Below are 18,085 nucleotides of genomic sequence, written 5' to 3'. Positions count from 1 at the left end.
TCATAAAAGCAATGATGCTAAGTAGATTTAATATACGCTAAATACTATAGGCATATAATCACATCAGGCCGCTTTTAGCGGCCTGATGTGTGAGTTAAAACAATTCTACTTCAATATAAATGTGTTTCTATTCCGAAGACAGGCAACACATTTTTTTCATGGCTATTTTATATATGTACGAATAAACAGGATTACAAACCTAATAATGTACTGGCTGAAATAGACAGATTGACATCAGTGCTTGATTTAACAGCAATGCTTGATAAATCAATACTGTTTTTACTGGTCAGATTCAATAAAGCTACCAATCCGAATATTCCTCCAGTAGGTTTATTATAAGAAGCACAATGCACTTCATAATCACCTTGCTCTAAAAATGCCGCTTTGAAATTTCCGTTTGCATCTACCTTAGCACTTGTAATAGCATTTTTGAACTGAATTTTTCCATCACCTTGTCCTTGTGTTTCAGTAGCTTGGTTGAAAGTACCTTTCTTATATACATACACAACTACATTTCCCATCGTATTGGCATTGTAGTTATCTATTTTACCTGTGATATTACCTGCCGAATTACGTTCCACCATTCTGATAGATGATTGTAACTCTCCATAACTTACAAAAGAATACGTTGTCTGGCTACCTGATGTTTCGCTCTTGATAGCTTTGCGTAAATCAAAGTCTAGAACAATATCTGTAGTGGTACCCTCCTTGACAAGGAATTCTTTGGTGGTTAAATCAATTGAATTTTGTGTACTCCCCGTTAATTGTAATTTCTGTTTGGTGTTATCGGCTTTCTGCACATAACAACCCGGCGCTGCACCAGATTGGTCTTTTTCATAATCTAATACAAGCGAAATCTTATTGAAAGTACCGGTATTAAAATTGCCATCACCCAAACTTAATGAATTACCATTTTGTAGTTCCAATAGATTGACTGTTTTAGGACCTTTAAAACCGTCAAATGTTTTCCCATCTACTTTAATTGCTGTTACTGTTACAAAAACAGCTTTTACATCCGGCGAATCAATAGGAGAATCGGTAATACTAACTTTTAATGTACCAGTTGTTGAATTAGGGTCTGGATCATTAGTGGAATCTTCACAAGACATCTGGAAAAAACCTAACGTACCAATAAGCACGGCACTAAAAAACATTCTTGAAACTTTCATAAAACTTAGGAATTAGTGAAAAAATAAACTGAAAGGTACAAGTCTGTTCATAACGTATATAGATCAATTCTTATAATTCTGACAAAGTTAGCCAAAACCTTAAATAAAAATTTCATACCACTATTAATACGTCGGTTTATCCACAAACAGTGTAGATTTTATTCCCCATGGTTTTACAGAATTCCTACAAAAGTGGCCATTTAATAAGCCAATGCGCCAAATGGAACAGGATTTTTACGTTTATATACGACAAAAGCTTTTTTAAATCATTCTTATCGCTTCGGCAAACCAACTATTATAATGCGTAAAATACTATTGTTAACGGGTTTCATGAGTCTTTTAGGATTAACAGCGTCAGCCCAAAGTGCCTATAAAGTAGGTGTAGGTGTCAGGCTGAATTATGGGTATGGATTGAGTGTAAAATATAATATGACTCAGAAAAAATCGGTAGAAGGTATTGTTTATACGCGTTGGAAAGGTGTTAATATTACAGGTTTGTATCAGATCCATGCACCTGCCTTTAAAACAGCCGGATGGCGTTGGTACTATGGCGTAGGCGGACATATAGGGTTCTGGAGAGATGGACCAAGATATGGGAACCCCTGGTTTGATAATTATAATGCTTATACAGTTATTGGCGGCGATGGTATACTAGGATTAGAGTACACATTCAGAGAAATACCGCTCAATCTGAGCCTCGACTGGAAACCGGCTATCAACCTGATTGGTTATCAAGGGCTATGGCTCGATGATGTTGCTGTAACAGTGCGCTTTGCTATTAAATAAATTGGCATAAAATATATTCGGGCTTTCACAACCACGATCAGGCACTTGCCCAGCCCATAAATAAACCACCAAGAATAATTAAATAAACAGGCACAAACCGGGTCTGCAGTAGAATTAAGGTCAGGACAATAGTCATAACCGATACTAAATCCACGTACATAGGTTGAAAGAGAGAGAATGCCGCCGCAGCTGTTAAACCAGTACTGGCGGCATTTATACCTTCTAGAGAGGCTCTGATACCCCGATATTTTTTCAACTGATCCCAGAAACGGATAACAAAAAATATCAGAAAAGTACCGGGCAGAAAAATGCCAATAGTAGCTACAAAGCTTCCTAAAAGCTCGCCACTTATCCCCCAATCACGCATAGATAAAGTACCTACAAAAGATGATATGGAGAAAACCGGACCGGGAGCAACCTCGACAATAGCTAAACCGGACAGAAATTCATCGGCAGATAAATAATGCTTAAACTTTACGAATTCATTATAGAGCAGCGGTTTCAGGATATGCCCACCACCAAAGGTCAGACTGCCATTACGATAGAAATTCTCAAATAAACGAATAGGCAAAGAATGTGTAATAGCTCCTAATGCGGCTGAAGATAACAATACACCTAGCCACAAAAAGAAATTCCCCCACTCGATTATGATTGGCTCTTTCTTCATTTTTTCCTGCTCTCCAAACTTTAATGCAGTGGCAAGCCCCCCCAACAGAATCCAGATAGGTGTAATATAAGGTGACGGAAAAAAATATCCTGCAATAGCCGCAATTATCATTAACAAAACACTAACCTGTGTTTTAATTACTTTCATACCAATAGAAAAAGCCGCAAATATGATGAAAGCCACTCCCATAGGTTTAATAAAACGCGTAAGATTAGCCAACTGACCCTTTTCTATATAGGTAATACCTAAAGCAGCCAAAGTCATCAGAATGGCACCTGGTAGTACCCAGATAAGAAGCGTAATATAAGCAAGATTAGCACCACCTAAGCGAAAACCTAAAGCAGTGATAGTCTGGGTAGAAGTAGGACCGGGTAGAATCTGGCAAAGCGATTGTAGTTCAAGAAGTTCGGCTTCGGTCAGATAATTTCTTTTTTTTACGAACCTGTCCAGAAACATGGTTAAATGCACCTGCGGCCCACCGAAGCAGGTCAGTGCAAGAATCATGACATCTTTCAAAAAAATGATGTATCGAATCTGGCGGGTTTTTCGCATCAAATCTACTCGATTATTTTTGTGTGAGTAAAGAAACTCAATATAGCACAGAAAAACCAGATTTTCTGTGCTACACGCAATTTTTTGGCTACGAACAGCTATTTTTTCAAGCCCAACTCTCTTAATCTCTCGTCAAGAAATTCTCCTGCGGTCATATTTTCATAACGGCGAGGGTTGTTTACATCAATACAGCTGTCCAGACAAGTTAGGTCAGTTTCCGGACGAGCGTGCATAAAGAAAGGAATAGAAAAGCGAGAAGTTTTCATTTTCTCACGCGGTGGGTTCACAACCTGATGAATTGTAGATTTCAGTTTATGATTGGTCAGGCGGTCGAGCATATCACCTACATTGATGATAATCTGGTCTGGTAATGCCGTTACCGGAATCCACTTACCATCTAAACGTAATACTTCCAGCCCCTCTGCCGAGGCTCCCATTAACAAAGTAATCAGATTAATATCACCATGCGCTGCGGCACGTACTGCTCCCTCCGGCAAAGCATCAGGATTCTCAATCGGGAAATAATGTAGTGCTCTTAAAATACTATCACCACCTCGTACTTTCTCCTCAAAATAATCTTCTGGTAAATCCAGATATAAAGCAATAGCTCTTAGAAGTGTTTTTCCCGTATTCTCAAAAGTCCTGTAAACTTCTGTTGTATATTTCTCAAACTCTGGTACTTCTGCCGGAAAAATATTTTTATACATTCCTTCTTCGGCTTCCGGTTGCCCTACATGATAGAATTCTTTAAGGTCTGGGCGGCTATGTCCTTTAGCTGTTTCTTTTCCTTTTCCTACATAACCTCTTTGCCCGGCTAGTTCAGGAAACTCATATTTTTTCTTTAGATCATCGGCCTGATAGAAGAATTTCTGTACAGCTTCATAGAGCTTTCCTCTCAGTTCCTCTGAAAGACCATGATTTTTGATAGCAACAAAACCGATATTATTAAAGGCTTTCCCTATTTCCTGTACAAATTTAGCTTTGCGCTCAGTATCTTCAGAGGTAAAATCTGCTAAATCTAATGACGGTATTTCGTCAAGCAATGCTTGTTCCATGAGATGAAGTTTTTTTGCAAAATTAAGGATTTTTCAGCGTCTAAATTAAAAAAATGATGCGCTTTATCATAAAAAACATTGAATATCTGTGAAATGTTGTGCACAGCTGACAAATAGTCTTTTCTGACTAAGGCTTTTTTTGATGAAAATCCCCTACCTTTGCGGCATGAAAAATACGATTATTGCCCCATCAGTTCTGGCGGCTGACTTTGCTAATTTACAGAGAGATTCAGAAATGCTGAATAATTCGGCAGCGGATTGGTTTCATATTGATATTATGGATGGTGTATTTGTACCGAATATTTCGTTTGGAATGCCTGTATTACAAGCCATTCAGCACCATGCCACAAAACCATTAGATGTTCATTTAATGATTGTTCAGCCGGAAAGATATGTAGAGACATTCAGAAAATTAGGCGCTGAAATCATTACAATCCATTACGAAGCTTGCCCACATTTGCATAGAAATCTGCAACAGATAAAAGATTTAGGTTGTAAAGCCGGTGTAGCACTTAATCCTCATACGCCTGTTAATGTCTTGGAAGATATTCTTCATGATATTGATCTGGTATTGATTATGTCAGTAAATCCGGGTTTTGGAGGGCAAAAATTCATTGAGCATACTTACGAAAAAGTAAGAAAATTGAGAAAAATGATTGACGAACGTGGATTAAATACTATCATTGAAATTGATGGCGGTGTAACTACTGCCAATGCAAGGGGATTAGTAGACGCAGGTGCTGATGCGCTGGTAGCAGGCAGTTTTGTATTTAATTCGGAGAATCCGACCCAAACAATTCAGGACTTAAAAAATATTTGTGAGGCGGGTCTCTGATTCGCCTGAAATCTTATGGCAAGCCTTAGTAAATTATCTACTTATATTCTATTAGCAAGTATTCTGGTGCTTGCTTTTTTTTTACGTTTCCATAATATCGGTAAACACGGGCTTGCCGGAGATGAAAAATATTCCCTATTTGTCAGTCAGTTTGTGAGTTATGAGGGAAATAATCAACGAAATTCTGTTCGAAAACCAAATAGTCCCTATTTTACACCGCAGGAATTCTGGTCTGAGAAAAATATTCACGATTTTTTTGACTCTATTGCTCGTGTAGATACTGGGAACGGTTCCTTATATACTTACACACTCCACTACTGGTCAAAGATTTTTGGGCTTGAAGATGGTAATCTTCGGATACTTTCATTGTTATTTAATTTACTGACAGTTGTATTGATTTTTGTCTTTGTAAAAACACATTTTCAATCAGAGAAACTGGCGCTTTTAGCGGCGTTTCTATCTACTATCTCTCCTTTTTATATCAATTACTCGCAGGTAGCACGTAATTATGCCATGTTATTTTTCTTTTCACTATTAGCTACACATTTGTTTTTAGTCATTATTAAAAGGGAGAAAAATGGACAAAGAACTGTAATCTATTATTTTTATTACGGGTTATCAGCGCTTGCATGTGAATTGTGTCATATCTCAACATTTCCTCTTTTCTTAATTCACGGTTTGTATGTATTAATTTATATAAGACAATTAAGAGTATGGATTGGCTTGAGTTTAGCTATGCTGATTCCTGTGGCAGGAGTGATAGCCTGGCTAAAATCAGAGGGTGGGCAATGGCTATTTGACTATGTGCAGAATAGCGTAAAAGTTTATAATTATCTGGCACAAACTTCTCCCGATGATTATCTTTCAGTTGCTACGTTGCCAAATATTTTCAAACAGCTCAAACATGTAATTTCTTCCGCTTTTATCAGTAGTGAAGGGCTTTATCTGCATTTATCCGGTTTGAAGAATACAATAATAGCCATCGGCAGTACAATTGTTGGATTTGCTTGTTTTAGATGGATTCCATCAGACAGATTAAAAGTGGTTGTGGTAAGCACATTAATAGGTGTCTCTCTCCTGCTCTATTCTACGGCAAAACTTCAATTTCTGGTACTCTCGCTCAATATTGTTTTAATTGGTATTCTACTGAATTATGTTGCCAGAAATTTTAAAAAGCCGGATAATCATTTGTTGATCTTTCTGCTTTTATTAGTTGTGCTACCTTTTTTATTTCTGATTCTTTTCTCTTTACAAGATGGCAATACATTCAGGATTATTCCCCGATACATTGGTTACTCTTATGCGTTTGGAATTATTCTTATAGCTTTACTAATCAGGCAAATATGGTTGATGAAATCAAATTTTAAGTATGCTCTTTTCTTACTTCTGGCTATTCAACTCTATTTAATTGGTGGAATCATCCAGAATATCTGGCAAGATAATCCACCTCGTTACTTTATGAGTTTTGCTGAACCCCGACAACAAAATCCTTATATACTATCAGCCAATAAGATTCAAAGTTTGTATGCCAAAGGCGATACAGTGATTTACTGTTCTTACAAAGACCCCATGCCGGGCGGACAAGGTACGCCTCAATATTCGGTAGTTGATGCCCAGCTAACAAACTTCTATTTACCAAAAGATTCTCAAATTATTCAAAGAGTGAATCCGGCAGAGCGCGATAAGATTGTGCTTAAAAAAGCTAATGGACAGGACATATTGATTTTTGATTTGCAAGGAGCAAAGTATAGATATTAAACAAAATCCCCTTGAGCAAATCAAGAGGATTTCGTTAATCTTTCTTTTATCTTACTTCGCGCCCGGAGGGCAATGTTTTTTCAGGTAATTGGTGAACAAGGTATTCAAATGCGCTCTTGTTCCCTCCCCTTCATAAATACCATGCGAACGGTTCGGATAAGGCATATACTGGAACTGACGATTGTGTTTAATCAATTCGTTAAGCAATAGCTCTGCATTCTGATAATGCACATTATCATCACCAGTACCATGAATATATAGTAGATTCCCTTTCAGATTCTTGGCATAAGTAATAGGCGAACCTTTCAGGAAATCTTCTTTATTTTCCTGCGGCAAGCCCATATATCGCTCCTGATAAATATTATCGTATTCTAATTGATTAGCTACTGCTGCTACAGAAATACCTGTTTTGTATATTTCAGGAAACTGGAACATTAGGTTTAGGGTACACGAACCGCCCCCACTCCAACCGTGTACTGCCACGCGTTCATTATCTACATAAGGCCATTGCAAGATTTTCTTAGCCGCCATCGCCTGGTCGTGAGTATTAAGCAAACCGATTTTACGATAAATTGATTTTCTCCAGGATCTTCCTTTTGGTGCAGGAGTACCACGGTTATCAAGCGATAGATAGATATAGCCATCTTCTGCCATATTACCTACATAAAGACCATTTCTGCCTACTCCATAACGATCTATCACCGTTTGTGAGGCTGGCTCGCTGTAGACATAAAATACAATCGGGTATTTTTTTGAGGGGTCAAAGTTTTTAGGTTTAGCTATCCAGCCATCCATTTCAACCCCATCTTCTGTAGTCACTTTAAAAAACTCTACATTCGAATTTTTCTTTTTTGCCGGGTCAATTTTCTTCGAAATATCATCTTTTTCATTCAAAGGTTGGTGGTTAGGTAATGAAACCCATTCAGTAGCTGGTGGCGTATAGTAATTAGAAAAACTATGATACGCAAACTTGCCATTTGGTGAAATCTGGTAATCGTGTGAACCCTCTTCAATCGCAGGTGATACTCTTTCCGCTTCACCTGTTCCGTCTAATTTAGTACGATACAAAGCTCTTTGCGTAGCATTTGTTGGTGAAGCTGTAAAATACACATAGCCATTGGCTTCGTCTATCTGCTCAGGAGTTATGACATCATAATTACCTTTCGTAATCAAAGTCTCGCTCTTGCCGTCTCTTGATACACGGAATAAGTGTCTCCAACCATCTTTTTCGCTTACCCACACAAATTCTTTACCGCCGCTCAGCCATTCCCATCCTGCCGGATTATCATCTGTCCAACGTGAACGAATATCCACCCATGCATCATCTGTTTCCTCATAAATAGTATTAACCGCACCCGTTTTGGCATTAGCATACATCAATTTACTCTGATTCTGCTTGCGGTTCAGTTGCTGTAAAATCAATTCGTTTGAATTCCCTGCCCATTCCATGCGGGGGATATAATTCTGGCGACTATCGCCTGGCACTTTCATCCAGATAGTTTTTGCGGTTGCTACATCTACAACCCCAACTTTACAGGCCGATGGTGATTCTCCCACTTTAGGATATTCAACAGGTACTACAAAAGAATAAGTAGAATCGGTATTATTAATCATATAAAAATCACGGATGGTATTGGCATCTATCTGCCAGTACGCAATCGTCTTACTATCAGGGCTCCAACGGAATCCATCTCTGCAACCAAATTCTTCTTCGTACACCCAGTCAAACGTACCGTTGATAAGTTTTTTTGTACCATTGGTTGAAGTCAATACTTTAGGCTTACCAATAGCCAAATCTTCGACATATACATTATTTTTGCTTACATAGGCCGCTTTTTTCCCATCGGGAGAAATTTTGGCAAACATTAGGGATGATGCAGGCAGAGAAGCTCCTAACTTCTTCAATGCTTTAGTACTTAAATCCAATACCCAGTAATCTCCTCTGGTTTCGTAACGCCAAACACGTTGGGTATTCGTAAAAATCAATAATTTCTTTTGGTCATCAGTAAAGCTGAAATCTTTAACTTCTAAAGGAGTAGTACTTCCTTTAGGGGTCAATAAATCTTTGCTCACCATCACATTAGCTTGCTGAGTTGTGAGGTCGAACTTAATAATCTGTTGTTGTTCGGCTGAATAGTACCCGTTGCCATCTTTTGTCCATTTAGAAGAACGGCCGGGTTGAGCGTTAGTACCTAATGCCAGCAATAAGGCATAAAGGCATAAGAGTTTTCTGAACATAGTCTGATAAATGAAGATTGATTGGGTATTTGTCAAAAAATAAGAAAAAGAAAATCCATCTGACCTTGTTGTCAGAGAAATTAAGCTATTAGGGATTTTACAGTTATAAAAACTGATAGGTTTCAAACAATCTAGTTTAGTATAATTAAAGTGCTAAGTTATTGCTTAAATTTTTATCAGCAAACACCCATTATGGGTGATATTGATCAATCCGTTAAAATAAATTTAATTGTTGCTGTTAATTTATTTCCGGCTTGTAAGCAATATACCCAAAAGTACCAGAATTCCGCCAATAATAGTAGGGATAGTGAGCTTTTCTCCCAAAAAGCTTATGGCAATCAGCACGGCAAAAACAGGGGTAAGGTTCCCAATAATAGCCGATTTGGTAACTCCAATCAGTCGAACGGCATCATAATACCAGATGAAACCGAGTGCAGTCGCAGCTGCTCCCATATAAATAACGGCTACATAAGAAGACCATGGTGCAGAAGCCATACGCTCGAAAAGACCATGCTGCCAGGCGGGAACAAATAACAATAGACAACCAATAAAAGCCGAGAAAGCACTTAATGTCAAGGCGGGCATTGCTTTTAAAGCCGATTTGGCAGTTAAGGTATATGCAGTCCATGCCATAACTGCTCCCAGAATAAACCACTCTCCTACTCCCCAGGTGCTTTGCGCTAATAGATTACCGAAATCGCCTCTGACAATTACTAACATTGCCCCTGCAATGGATATAAGAATGCCCAGCCATTTGAGCAGCGTTACTTTTTCGCCAAAGAAAATCGCGCTTCCTAAAGTAATCGTAATGGGCGAAAAGGCAACAATGAGTGAAGCCCTGACCGTAGGCATATATTGAATACCGATAAAAAAACTGATATTATATAACACAACACCCAGTATACCAGATATAGCCGCCCACTTCCATTGGGTTGCGTTGGTTTTTGGTAGTTTTCCTTCTTGTTTATAGAGCATGAGCATCAATAAGGATGCCCCAACAGTAAATCGAAGAAAGGCGGTGGAATATGGCCCGAATGATTGTACAGCTATTTTTCCGGCTGCAAAATTAGAACCCCAGAAAAATACCGTAGCAACCAGTTTCAGATAAGTGAGACGCATGAATGAATCCAATCAAAATGTTCGATAGACAGATACCTGTCTGAATAAAATACACTTCCAAAAACTATTTGGTTCGGTTTGGCAAAATTTTCTACATTTCAAGGCTGGATGTGTATTTTATCTCACAATTTGAGTGCGTATAAAGCCATTTTTTAAGCGTCCGTATAGGGAATAATAATTGTATATGATAAAGTATTAAACGTTAAAGCTATGGAAACACCGAAAAAAGAATATTCCGACAAAAGTACTGAGATGACCACCATGGTCACCATCCTGGAGAAACTAAGAAAAAAAGGAGTTGATAAAGAATTCCGTTGGACTGATAAAGGTTTTCATCTCGCTGATGCTGAAGAGTATTTTGCACCAGAAGACCTTAAAATCATCAAAACTTATCGTTTTGAGGGTGAGTCTAGTCCATCAGAATCAGCTATTCTGTATATCATTGAGTCTAACAACGGTCAGATAGGTTATACCATAGATGCCTATGGTGCTTATAGTACCCACGAAAACGAAGAGGGCTATGATGATTTCGTAAAAGAAATTCCGGTAGTTGAAAAAGATGAAAGACTAATCTTTGAACCATGATTCAGCATTACTACCAAAAGGAAGGATTAAGTACTAGTACTTAACCCTTCCTTCATTATAAAAGACCGTCAGACCGTCTTTCCCCCCCACAATAATATCAGGCGTACCGGATTTATCTACATCAGCTATCGAGAAATAATTACCTGTTCCTTTGCCAATACCCAACGGTCCAAACGCTATTACCTGTTTGCTAAATGACTCTCCATTCCATTGATAATAGTATAATCCAATGTCATCTTTGCCGCCCGGGTCTTTGCTATCGTGGGCGCGGTATCTTTTGCCTGTAATCAGTTCCGGTTGTTGGTCTCCATCTATATCAACCCATTTGAGTTCGTGAAATTGAGAATTAAAAGGATCAATCGGGTGTTTTTTCCATGCGCCGTTGGCTTGTTGTTCATACCAGTCAAGACCATAGCCATGCCCCTGACCTACAATTAAATCACTCTTTCCGTCTTTATTGACATCTGCTACAATTACAGGCAGACTCATATCACCCAGTTTAAATTCCTCGTGCATCGTCCATTTGCCGTTTTTTCTATCCACAGGGGCTTCCAGCCAGCCGTTTGAGATAACAAAATCGCCGCGTCCATCACCATTCACATCGCCAAAGCCCAAGCCATGACCGTGCTTTTCAAAGACCTGAACTTTATCAAACTCCCCTGTCTTTTTACCTAAGGCATCTTTCTTTGCTTTGAAATAAACCAGCGGATAACCCAGATTATTCGGCACCACTTCCTCTTCTCCATCGCCGTCTACATCACATAGCCTTATGCCCTCTACATTTCTTAAACCTTCACCTACGATATGCTCTTTCCATACATTGGTATTTCCCGGATTTTCGTACCAACGTACATTATTTCCCCACCAGCCACCAGAGATAAAATCCATTTTGCCATCGCCATTTACGTCCATAGGAAGGGTAGAAAAGTCGTCCCAGTATTCTCCATGACGTTTGGCTTCGGCAATAAAAAAACGGTCAAGAAAAGCCGGACCTTTGTACCAGAAAGAGCCGGAAACAATATCAAGAGTTCCGTCATTATCTACATCAAAAACCCCTGCAGTCTCGAAAGACTCTGAGGATATATTCTGACGGCGGAATTTCAAAGGCCCTTGCTGTGCATAAGCCCATTGTACGAAGCATAACAGAAAAATGACTTTTTTCATAGATAGGTTGGAATAGGTTGTTTGAGGATTGAAATTGTTCCAATAAACGAATTATTTTTTGGAAAACACTCCTGCTGTTTGTTGATTTTATTGCTTTTTATGAAGTAGTGCTCTCAGACCTTTAATAATTTTTGTCCACCCTTTTTGTGATTTTTTAAATCTTTCTTCTGCCCTTGTACCCTGACCAACATCGTCAGTAATAGTTAAGGTTGTTTTGCCATCTTCATAGCTGAGTGAGTCAGTTACTATCGAAAAACTTGAGGTACCATCTTTGGCGTTGGCATTATTTAAACTGTATTTCAGCAATTTTTGTGGGATGAGTTCTAATATCGTTCCCGTCATTTCTATTTTCTTAATCAGAAATATCCGCCCTACAAACCTGATAGTACTACCTACTTCCCAATCAGAAAAGACCTTGCAATGAAAAAAGTATTTTCTGGTTTGCTCTGGATTAGTCAAAGCATCCCATACTTCGGCAGGAGTTGCCTTTAATACGGTTTTTCTTTTTACAATAAATTCTTTCATAATGCGTGTTATTTAGTTGTGAATTGGATTCTATTGGTTCAAACTAAAATAACGTGCCTGTGTATGGAAAAATACAAACATTCAGCTCAACAAAGATTGAAATTCAGAAAAGGATTAATTACTAGAAATTTAAGTGGCAAATGTGGGAGCATAAGGGATTGAAGGATAATGGATATTTGAATTATACAATAGTTACAATAATAAGTTGATTGAAGAAAATTAATATTATATTGAATATAAGGAGTCTATAAATAAATAATAGATGGTTTCTAAAAAATTTCAATACACAATTAAAGATTTATATTATTATTATACCCACAATAGGTAAATAAGAAGAACTATAAACAACGGGTTAGATATTTATGAATCATCAAGAAGAAATTGAACAGACACTTTGGCATAAAGGAGTAAAGAAAATTCTAATTATTGAAGGTATTGATAGAGCTTTTGAAATAATAAAAAATAATATTCTTGAAAAAAAAACTGAAGTTGAAATTTTCCGGGTTAGTAAAAAGAAAGATTTAATGATTGCTGTTGAAATCCTCGATTATACTATTGTTTTCTTCAGAATGATAGGTAGGAAAATAAGATTTAGTCCATTAAAATTGATGCAAAAAATAGTAATTATTAAACCTAATGTACGAATAATGGTGTTTTAGGGGGGCTTATTCCTTATTTTTATTACTCTTTTATATTACATTATTTAGAAAAATATCCAGAATTATTAGATGTAGTTCATTTAATTTTGAATGGTGAAGAAGTTCAACTGGGAACGTATATATCTAGTGAATATAGAATTAATTCAGATGACTATGAGCGTTTTTTTCACCATAGATTAGCAGTGTTAAAAGCTAAATCTAACCTACCAAAAGACAATTCGTTGCAGGGATAATTAAGTTTCAATGGTAACTCCTAGAAATCCCAACCACATAAAAAGACCTTCCCAAATGACCACTTAGAAAGAAATCCCGAAAAAAAATCTTTCTTCAAATCACATGTAGTAAATTTAGAATCTATTGAGATCCTAAAAATTATTTGCATGATATGAAAACTACGCAAGTTCTGTTTCTCTCTCTTTTCACCTTCTTATTCATGGCTATTTCGTTTGATGGCCAGTCACAAACACAAACCATATGCGGTGGCTCTGTTCCGGATGGATGGGTAACCATTTCAGTCAATGGCACTTGTGGTGGCACTGATATCAGTCGAACAATCGAATATCTCGGCAGTAAGTCGCCGGGACACCAAATGGGTATCTGTGGTGACCCAACGCCTGCCGGATGGGTTACGATAAGTATTAATGGTTATTGTGCCTCTGAAATTAATGGGACGAAATTCGTCGGCAGAACTATTAAAAAAGTAGAGGGATTAACCACAGAAAATGACCTGACTATTTGTGGTGACCCTGCGGCACCCGAAGGATGGGTTACCGTAGGCTTTAATGGCAATTGCTACTCATTAGATGGATTTAATTATGAGAGCAGAAACATTAAAAGAGTGGGCGGACTATCTACAGGAACTGAGCTGGATATTTGTGGAGACCTTCCGCCTGCCGGATGGGTTACCAAGAGTGTTTCAGGCTATTGCGGCCCGAGTAGTAATTATATCTCCAGAAGAATCTTAAAAATTGAGGGCATGGCTGCAGGAACCGAGTTAGATATCTGTGATGAAAATGCGCATCCTCCGGCCGGATGGCTTACTAAAAGCATCAATGGTAATTGTGGCTTTAATAGTACTTATATAGCAAGACATATCATAAAAGCTGATGGTTTACCCTCAGATACCGAATTAGACATCTGCGGTGATCTTCCACCTGCCGGATGGGTTACTTTAACTATCGGTGGTAATTGCGGACCTAATAGTGCCTATATTGCCCGACACATAAAAAAAGTCACCTGTATGCCCGTAAATTCCATTATCACCATATGTGGTGACAATTCTTTCCCTGAGGGTTGGGTCAATGTAGGCCAGACTGGTAGCATTTGTAGCTCATTTGGCGGCAATACTTTTTATGCAAACGAGATAAAAAAAATAAGCGGCTATCCTACACTTCCTGCTATAACAATTTCCGGTCCATCAAATACTACTATTTGTTCAGGCCAGAGTGTAACACTTAGTGCCAGCAATTGTTCATGGGGAACTGTCAAGTGGTCTACGGGAGCGCAAGGGGCCTCCATCACAGTATATCCAACCACAACTACCAGCTATACTGCCACCTGCTCGCAAGGTGAATGCTCAAATACTAGTAATACAATTGCTATCACAGTTACAACTGTTGATGTTCAGGTTTCTCCAAATGCCTCTGCCTGTGCAGGTAAAAGTGTTACTTTAACTGCAAGTGGCTGTAGTTTAAATTATCAATGGTTTACCTCTAATACTTCTAATACACCCATTGCCTATTCTTCTTCTTACACAACCCCTGCTTTAAATAGCCAGACTACTTATTACGTCAATTGTAAAAATGGTAACTGTGAAAGCGCTAAAAAATCAATCACTGTTAACATAATTGCTGCACCCAATCAGCCCAATTCAACAGGACAAACGATTTGCGCGGGTAAAACAGCCACTTTAACTGCGACAGGCTGCGCTGGTACCTATAAATGGTATAGTTCTAATACTTCTACTACCATTCTTGCCTCAACTGCCAGTTATACTACGCCTGTATTGAATAGCAATACCACGTATTATGTGAGTTGTACGGTCAGTTGTGAAAGTTCGCGCAAAGCAACAACAGTTACTATCGGCCCATCTCCTACTGCGCCTACTGCCTCTGCATCGGGTACAGCTATCTGCAATGGGCAAAGTGTTACATTGACTGCCACAGGATGCGGCGGAACAGTCACCTGGTCGAATGGGCTAAGTGGAAGTAGTATTTCGGTGAATACAACTGGTACTTATGCGGCCAAGTGTACGGTTAATGGTTGCATAAGCCCAAATAGTAATGTCTTAACCATTACAAGTGGTGTATCGGGTGCACCAGAGAATTTAACATTGAGCGGAACTGCAACGGCTGGCGTAAGAACTGCTAATAAAACTATAACTTCTACACAAGTCATTCCAAACGGAGTTAATACTACCTATAATGCAGGAAAAAACGTCGTATTGAATCCTCCATTTAATGCCAATACCGGAAGTACTTTTAAAATAGAGATTAAAGGGTGCGGTTGATATTTCATCTGAGAATTCAGGAACTTACTCATTCATATCTGCAACTTTTGCCCGTATGAATGAGTTTTGTTTAATAAAATCTCGTGTATGGAACATTCTCGTTTAGATATTGAGTTTATCAAAGCCCGTTATGCCAAAGCAAGAAACCAATTTAAGCCCAGGAATATAAAAATGGTTTTTATTGGTGAAGGCCCGCCGGATAATCTTGATAGATATTTTTATTTTGCCGATGTAAAGAAACATGATTCGCTTTTTTTAGAAGTCATGGGAGTTTTGTATCCTGAACAAAAAAAGGAATATCTAGCCTCTCGTCGTGCTACTTCTCTGAAAGAAGAACTTCTGGAAAGATTTCAGGAAGATGGATATTGGTTTATCAGTTTATCCGAAGTGCCTTGCAGTCTTGTTGAAGAACCTCTCGAAAACTTTCTACCTTCTCTTCTCGAACGCCTGAAAAATCAAATTGACAAGAGCATCCCGATTATTTTAATCAAGGCAAATGTCTATGATATTTGCTATGCTCCGTTAGTAGCAAATGGGTACAATGCTTATCATGAACGAATACCGTATCCGGGGAGCGGACAGCAGGGAGTGTTTCGGGAGAAGTTTAGTAGAGGTGTTAGATTGATGGGGGATTTCGTTTAATAGTTTTACAATGCAGTATTGCTAAAATATCCTTACTCTTGTGAGGGTTATTTTTAAGGTCATATATGTTTTGTTATAGTCGTTAGTAGATTAAATAACATTTACTAGTTCTCGGACTGGAAAGCATTATAAAAAATCTTCGTGTCCTAATAAATGTACTCACTATAAAGAGAAAATAGCAGTGCCTGAGAATGATATTGAAAAAGAGAGATTATAAAGTTATGTTATAAAAACTCACTTGAAAGTCCATAGTAATATGGGCTTTTTTGATTGGATTATAACCCTATCCAATTTCCTCATAAAGTTATTACTCACCGCCGGACATCCCCAACCTTCTGGAACTCCATCTGGATATGTTTCATTATCGGGAACAGCATTCCAGGAATGTAAAACGATTTGTCTTTTTAAAGCATTATTATTGGTTTGCTCCATTCCATGCATTAGGTAATTTACTTTAATCCCCCATGTACTTACTCCTCTATTTCCAATTTTGTATTTTCCAAGAGAGGAACAATAGCTTTCGGGGATATTACTAAACACTGCGGCCTCTTTGGTATCATCTTTTCCCCAGTTTTTCTTTCCACAACCATGGGCAACCAACCCCGAATCAAGGGTTTTATTATTTTTTAAATCCCAGATAAAGAATCTCTTTTTACCAGAGTGAATACTCATATCCAGCATAAAGCAAACCTCTGTATTCCAGTTTCTGGCTTTGCAATAGTTGAGTGCTTCTTTTGATTTAGCTTTTACTAAGCTATCTGAATGGTAGTAATACTCATCTGTTTTCAAAAGGCTTAAAACTGAATTTTTCAATTCTTTAGTTTTACTTTTATCACCACAGCTTATACACAGATGGAGTAGTAACAAAATAAAAAAAAATATTCTTTTCATAGAAGTAATTTTAAAAATGCTTTTTTGTCAGGTCAATACAATTAAAAAAAAATAATCCAGTATATAGCCAGTTGCTAATAGAAGTTTTTACTGAATTCCGATTCTTCTGTATAGAATGAACGCTTTAAAGCTAAATTAATTAACCAAAGTGTGGAAACTTTTAAAATAAATTATTTAGCTTTTCTTGCACGCCTGGTGATAAATCATTAGGTTATTCAAATGAAGTAATATCTGCAGTAACGCCATTTATAGCGTTATATTCCTGAATGGCTTTGATAAGGTGGTTTTAGATTTTACTATTTTGGACTCACTAAAATTTATGCTTAGCCCCTAGCTTTTTCGCTTGAGCCGTATTGTGCTGCAAATCGTAAGTGATTTGTGTGGCAAGGTATTTAGTGCGATTCCTGATATTTTTCACCCAGAGAAAGGTGGCAAAAAAGGTAGCACTATAAAACAAAAAACCCTTCAAACTGCGCTATTTGAAGGGTTTTTAAACTTTTTGTGACCGCGAAGGGATTTATGCCGGATTCGTAACGAATCCTAATGTTTTTGAATAAGGATTCATAGTATTATAATACCTTGATTATCGATAATAATAAGCACATTTAGATAATTATCTATTCTTCTGCTAGATTTATTTTAGTAAATAATCAGGTGCCATAGACCCTATCAACTATACGCAGTTATTTCCATACAGAATAAGGGTGCTTTTTTTAATTGATAATTGAAATTATTAATTTTATTAAAGTTATTAGAATCCTCATTTAGTAATGAATTCCCTTATTTTATGAGGGCTTTTATTTTGTGCTAATATCTGGACTAAACATGAGAATTGTAACAGATCTCACTTTGTTTTTTATTTAATAAATAGAGGCTTGGGTATGGGTAGTTTCCTTGATTATAGGCAATCACATAGGTTGTAGATAAAATG

Annotated in this window: 15 protein-coding genes; 7 read left to right on the top strand and 8 right to left on the bottom strand. The window is 37.7% G+C overall.

What is annotated here, in order from left to right; all coding sequences use genetic code 11:
* Nucleotides 1–191: 191 nt before the first annotated feature.
* Nucleotides 192–1,169, bottom strand: coding sequence for a DUF4382 domain-containing protein (locus D0T08_RS23740; RefSeq protein WP_116985243.1), 978 nt, complete (start codon nt 1,167–1,169; stop codon nt 192–194).
* Between the two features lie 300 nt (nt 1,170–1,469).
* Between D0T08_RS23740 and D0T08_RS23735 the strand changes: the two genes are divergently transcribed.
* Entirely contained in the window at nt 1,470–1,955 is a 486-nt protein-coding gene (locus D0T08_RS23735; protein WP_116985242.1) for a hypothetical protein, read from the top strand.
* A 37-nt stretch (nt 1,956–1,992) separates the two neighbouring features.
* Here the strand turns inward: D0T08_RS23735 and chrA are convergent, their stop codons facing one another.
* Together chrA and D0T08_RS23725 are read right to left on the bottom strand one after the other, a co-directional pair.
* Nucleotides 1,993–3,174 (bottom strand): chromate efflux transporter, encoded by a 1,182-nt coding sequence (gene chrA, locus D0T08_RS23730; RefSeq protein WP_116985241.1) that lies wholly within the window; start codon nt 3,172–3,174, stop codon nt 1,993–1,995.
* 98 nt (nt 3,175–3,272) lie between these two features.
* Nucleotides 3,273–4,229 (bottom strand): isopenicillin N synthase family oxygenase, encoded by a 957-nt coding sequence (locus D0T08_RS23725; RefSeq protein ID WP_116985240.1) that lies wholly within the window; start codon nt 4,227–4,229, stop codon nt 3,273–3,275.
* A gap of 166 nt (nt 4,230–4,395) precedes the next feature.
* Between D0T08_RS23725 and rpe the strand changes: the two genes are divergently transcribed.
* Together rpe and D0T08_RS23715 are read left to right on the top strand one after the other, a co-directional pair.
* A complete protein-coding gene (gene rpe / locus D0T08_RS23720) occupies nt 4,396–5,064 on the top strand; it encodes a ribulose-phosphate 3-epimerase (protein ID WP_116985239.1) in 669 nt (222 codons plus the stop codon).
* Nucleotides 5,065–5,079: 15 nt separating this feature from the next.
* Nucleotides 5,080–6,822 carry a glycosyltransferase family 39 protein gene (locus D0T08_RS23715; protein WP_116985238.1) on the top strand — a complete coding sequence of 581 codons (1,743 nt, stop codon included), beginning with the start codon at nt 5,080–5,082 and terminating at the stop codon, nt 6,820–6,822.
* 51 nt (nt 6,823–6,873) lie between these two features.
* Here D0T08_RS23715 and D0T08_RS23710 read toward each other — a convergent pair whose 3' ends face one another.
* On the bottom strand, nt 6,874–9,060 hold the full coding sequence (locus D0T08_RS23710) for a DPP IV N-terminal domain-containing protein (protein WP_116985237.1): 2,187 nt from the start codon (nt 9,058–9,060) through the stop codon (nt 6,874–6,876).
* Between the two features lie 243 nt (nt 9,061–9,303).
* Nucleotides 9,304–10,179, bottom strand: coding sequence for a DMT family transporter (locus D0T08_RS23705; RefSeq protein WP_116985236.1), 876 nt, complete (start codon nt 10,177–10,179; stop codon nt 9,304–9,306).
* A gap of 210 nt (nt 10,180–10,389) precedes the next feature.
* Here D0T08_RS23705 and D0T08_RS23700 point away from each other — a divergent pair, with 210 nt between their 5' ends.
* Complete coding sequence (locus D0T08_RS23700; RefSeq protein WP_116985235.1) at nt 10,390–10,764, top strand: hypothetical protein; 375 nt, start codon at nt 10,390–10,392, stop codon at nt 10,762–10,764.
* Between the two features lie 33 nt (nt 10,765–10,797).
* Here the strand turns inward: D0T08_RS23700 and D0T08_RS23695 are convergent, their stop codons facing one another.
* Both D0T08_RS23695 and D0T08_RS23690 read right to left on the bottom strand, forming a co-directional pair.
* The gene (locus D0T08_RS23695) at nt 10,798–11,928 is read right to left on the bottom strand and encodes a VCBS repeat-containing protein (RefSeq protein WP_116985234.1); all 1,131 of its coding nucleotides are present in this window, start codon (nt 11,926–11,928) and stop codon (nt 10,798–10,800) included.
* A gap of 87 nt (nt 11,929–12,015) precedes the next feature.
* Nucleotides 12,016–12,453, bottom strand: coding sequence for an SRPBCC domain-containing protein (locus D0T08_RS23690; RefSeq protein WP_116985233.1), 438 nt, complete (start codon nt 12,451–12,453; stop codon nt 12,016–12,018).
* Nucleotides 12,454–12,815: 362 nt separating this feature from the next.
* Here D0T08_RS23690 and D0T08_RS23685 point away from each other — a divergent pair, with 362 nt between their 5' ends.
* From D0T08_RS23685 to D0T08_RS23675, 3 genes are all read left to right on the top strand, one after another.
* Nucleotides 12,816–13,112 carry a hypothetical protein gene (locus D0T08_RS23685; protein ID WP_116985232.1) on the top strand — a complete coding sequence of 99 codons (297 nt, stop codon included), beginning with the start codon at nt 12,816–12,818 and terminating at the stop codon, nt 13,110–13,112.
* Nucleotides 13,113–13,497: 385 nt separating this feature from the next.
* A complete protein-coding gene (locus tag D0T08_RS23680) occupies nt 13,498–15,621 on the top strand; it encodes a 3-coathanger stack domain-containing protein (protein WP_116985231.1) in 2,124 nt (707 codons plus the stop codon).
* An 87-nt stretch (nt 15,622–15,708) separates the two neighbouring features.
* The gene (locus tag D0T08_RS23675; protein ID WP_116985230.1) at nt 15,709–16,263 is read left to right on the top strand and encodes a hypothetical protein; all 555 of its coding nucleotides are present in this window, start codon (nt 15,709–15,711) and stop codon (nt 16,261–16,263) included.
* A gap of 234 nt (nt 16,264–16,497) precedes the next feature.
* Here D0T08_RS23675 and D0T08_RS23670 read toward each other — a convergent pair whose 3' ends face one another.
* Nucleotides 16,498–17,154, bottom strand: a complete 657-nt coding sequence (locus D0T08_RS23670; RefSeq protein ID WP_116985229.1) for a murein L,D-transpeptidase catalytic domain-containing protein — start codon at nt 17,152–17,154, stop codon at nt 16,498–16,500.
* Nucleotides 17,155–18,085 lie beyond the last annotated feature (931 nt).

Source organism: Emticicia sp. C21 (assembly GCF_003418935.1).
GTDB lineage: Bacteria > Bacteroidota > Bacteroidia > Cytophagales > Spirosomataceae > Emticicia.
This window is presented reverse-complemented; position numbering and strand designations above follow the sequence as displayed.

Excerpts from the sequence above, each read along its gene's own strand:
- D0T08_RS23715 (WP_116985238.1), top strand. The coding sequence starts at position 5,080 with ATGGCAAGCCTTAGTAAATTATCTACTTATATTCTATTAGCAAGTATT.
- D0T08_RS23700 (WP_116985235.1), top strand. The coding sequence starts at position 10,390 with ATGGAAACACCGAAAAAAGAATATTCCGACAAAAGTACTGAGATGACC.
- rpe (WP_116985239.1), top strand. The coding sequence starts at position 4,396 with ATGAAAAATACGATTATTGCCCCATCAGTTCTGGCGGCTGACTTTGCT.
- D0T08_RS23690 (WP_116985233.1), bottom strand. The coding sequence starts at position 12,453 with ATGAAAGAATTTATTGTAAAAAGAAAAACCGTATTAAAGGCAACTCCT.
- D0T08_RS23695 (WP_116985234.1), bottom strand. The coding sequence starts at position 11,928 with ATGAAAAAAGTCATTTTTCTGTTATGCTTCGTACAATGGGCTTATGCA.
- D0T08_RS23725 (WP_116985240.1), bottom strand. The coding sequence starts at position 4,229 with ATGGAACAAGCATTGCTTGACGAAATACCGTCATTAGATTTAGCAGAT.
- D0T08_RS23675 (WP_116985230.1), top strand. The coding sequence starts at position 15,709 with ATGGAACATTCTCGTTTAGATATTGAGTTTATCAAAGCCCGTTATGCC.
- D0T08_RS23685 (WP_116985232.1), top strand. The coding sequence starts at position 12,816 with ATGAATCATCAAGAAGAAATTGAACAGACACTTTGGCATAAAGGAGTA.
- D0T08_RS23710 (WP_116985237.1), bottom strand. The coding sequence starts at position 9,060 with ATGTTCAGAAAACTCTTATGCCTTTATGCCTTATTGCTGGCATTAGGT.
- D0T08_RS23740 (WP_116985243.1), bottom strand. The coding sequence starts at position 1,169 with ATGAAAGTTTCAAGAATGTTTTTTAGTGCCGTGCTTATTGGTACGTTA.
- D0T08_RS23705 (WP_116985236.1), bottom strand. The coding sequence starts at position 10,179 with ATGCGTCTCACTTATCTGAAACTGGTTGCTACGGTATTTTTCTGGGGT.
- D0T08_RS23670 (WP_116985229.1), bottom strand. The coding sequence starts at position 17,154 with ATGAAAAGAATATTTTTTTTTATTTTGTTACTACTCCATCTGTGTATA.
- D0T08_RS23680 (WP_116985231.1), top strand. The coding sequence starts at position 13,498 with ATGAAAACTACGCAAGTTCTGTTTCTCTCTCTTTTCACCTTCTTATTC.
- D0T08_RS23735 (WP_116985242.1), top strand. The coding sequence starts at position 1,470 with ATGCGTAAAATACTATTGTTAACGGGTTTCATGAGTCTTTTAGGATTA.
- chrA (WP_116985241.1), bottom strand. The coding sequence starts at position 3,174 with ATGCGAAAAACCCGCCAGATTCGATACATCATTTTTTTGAAAGATGTC.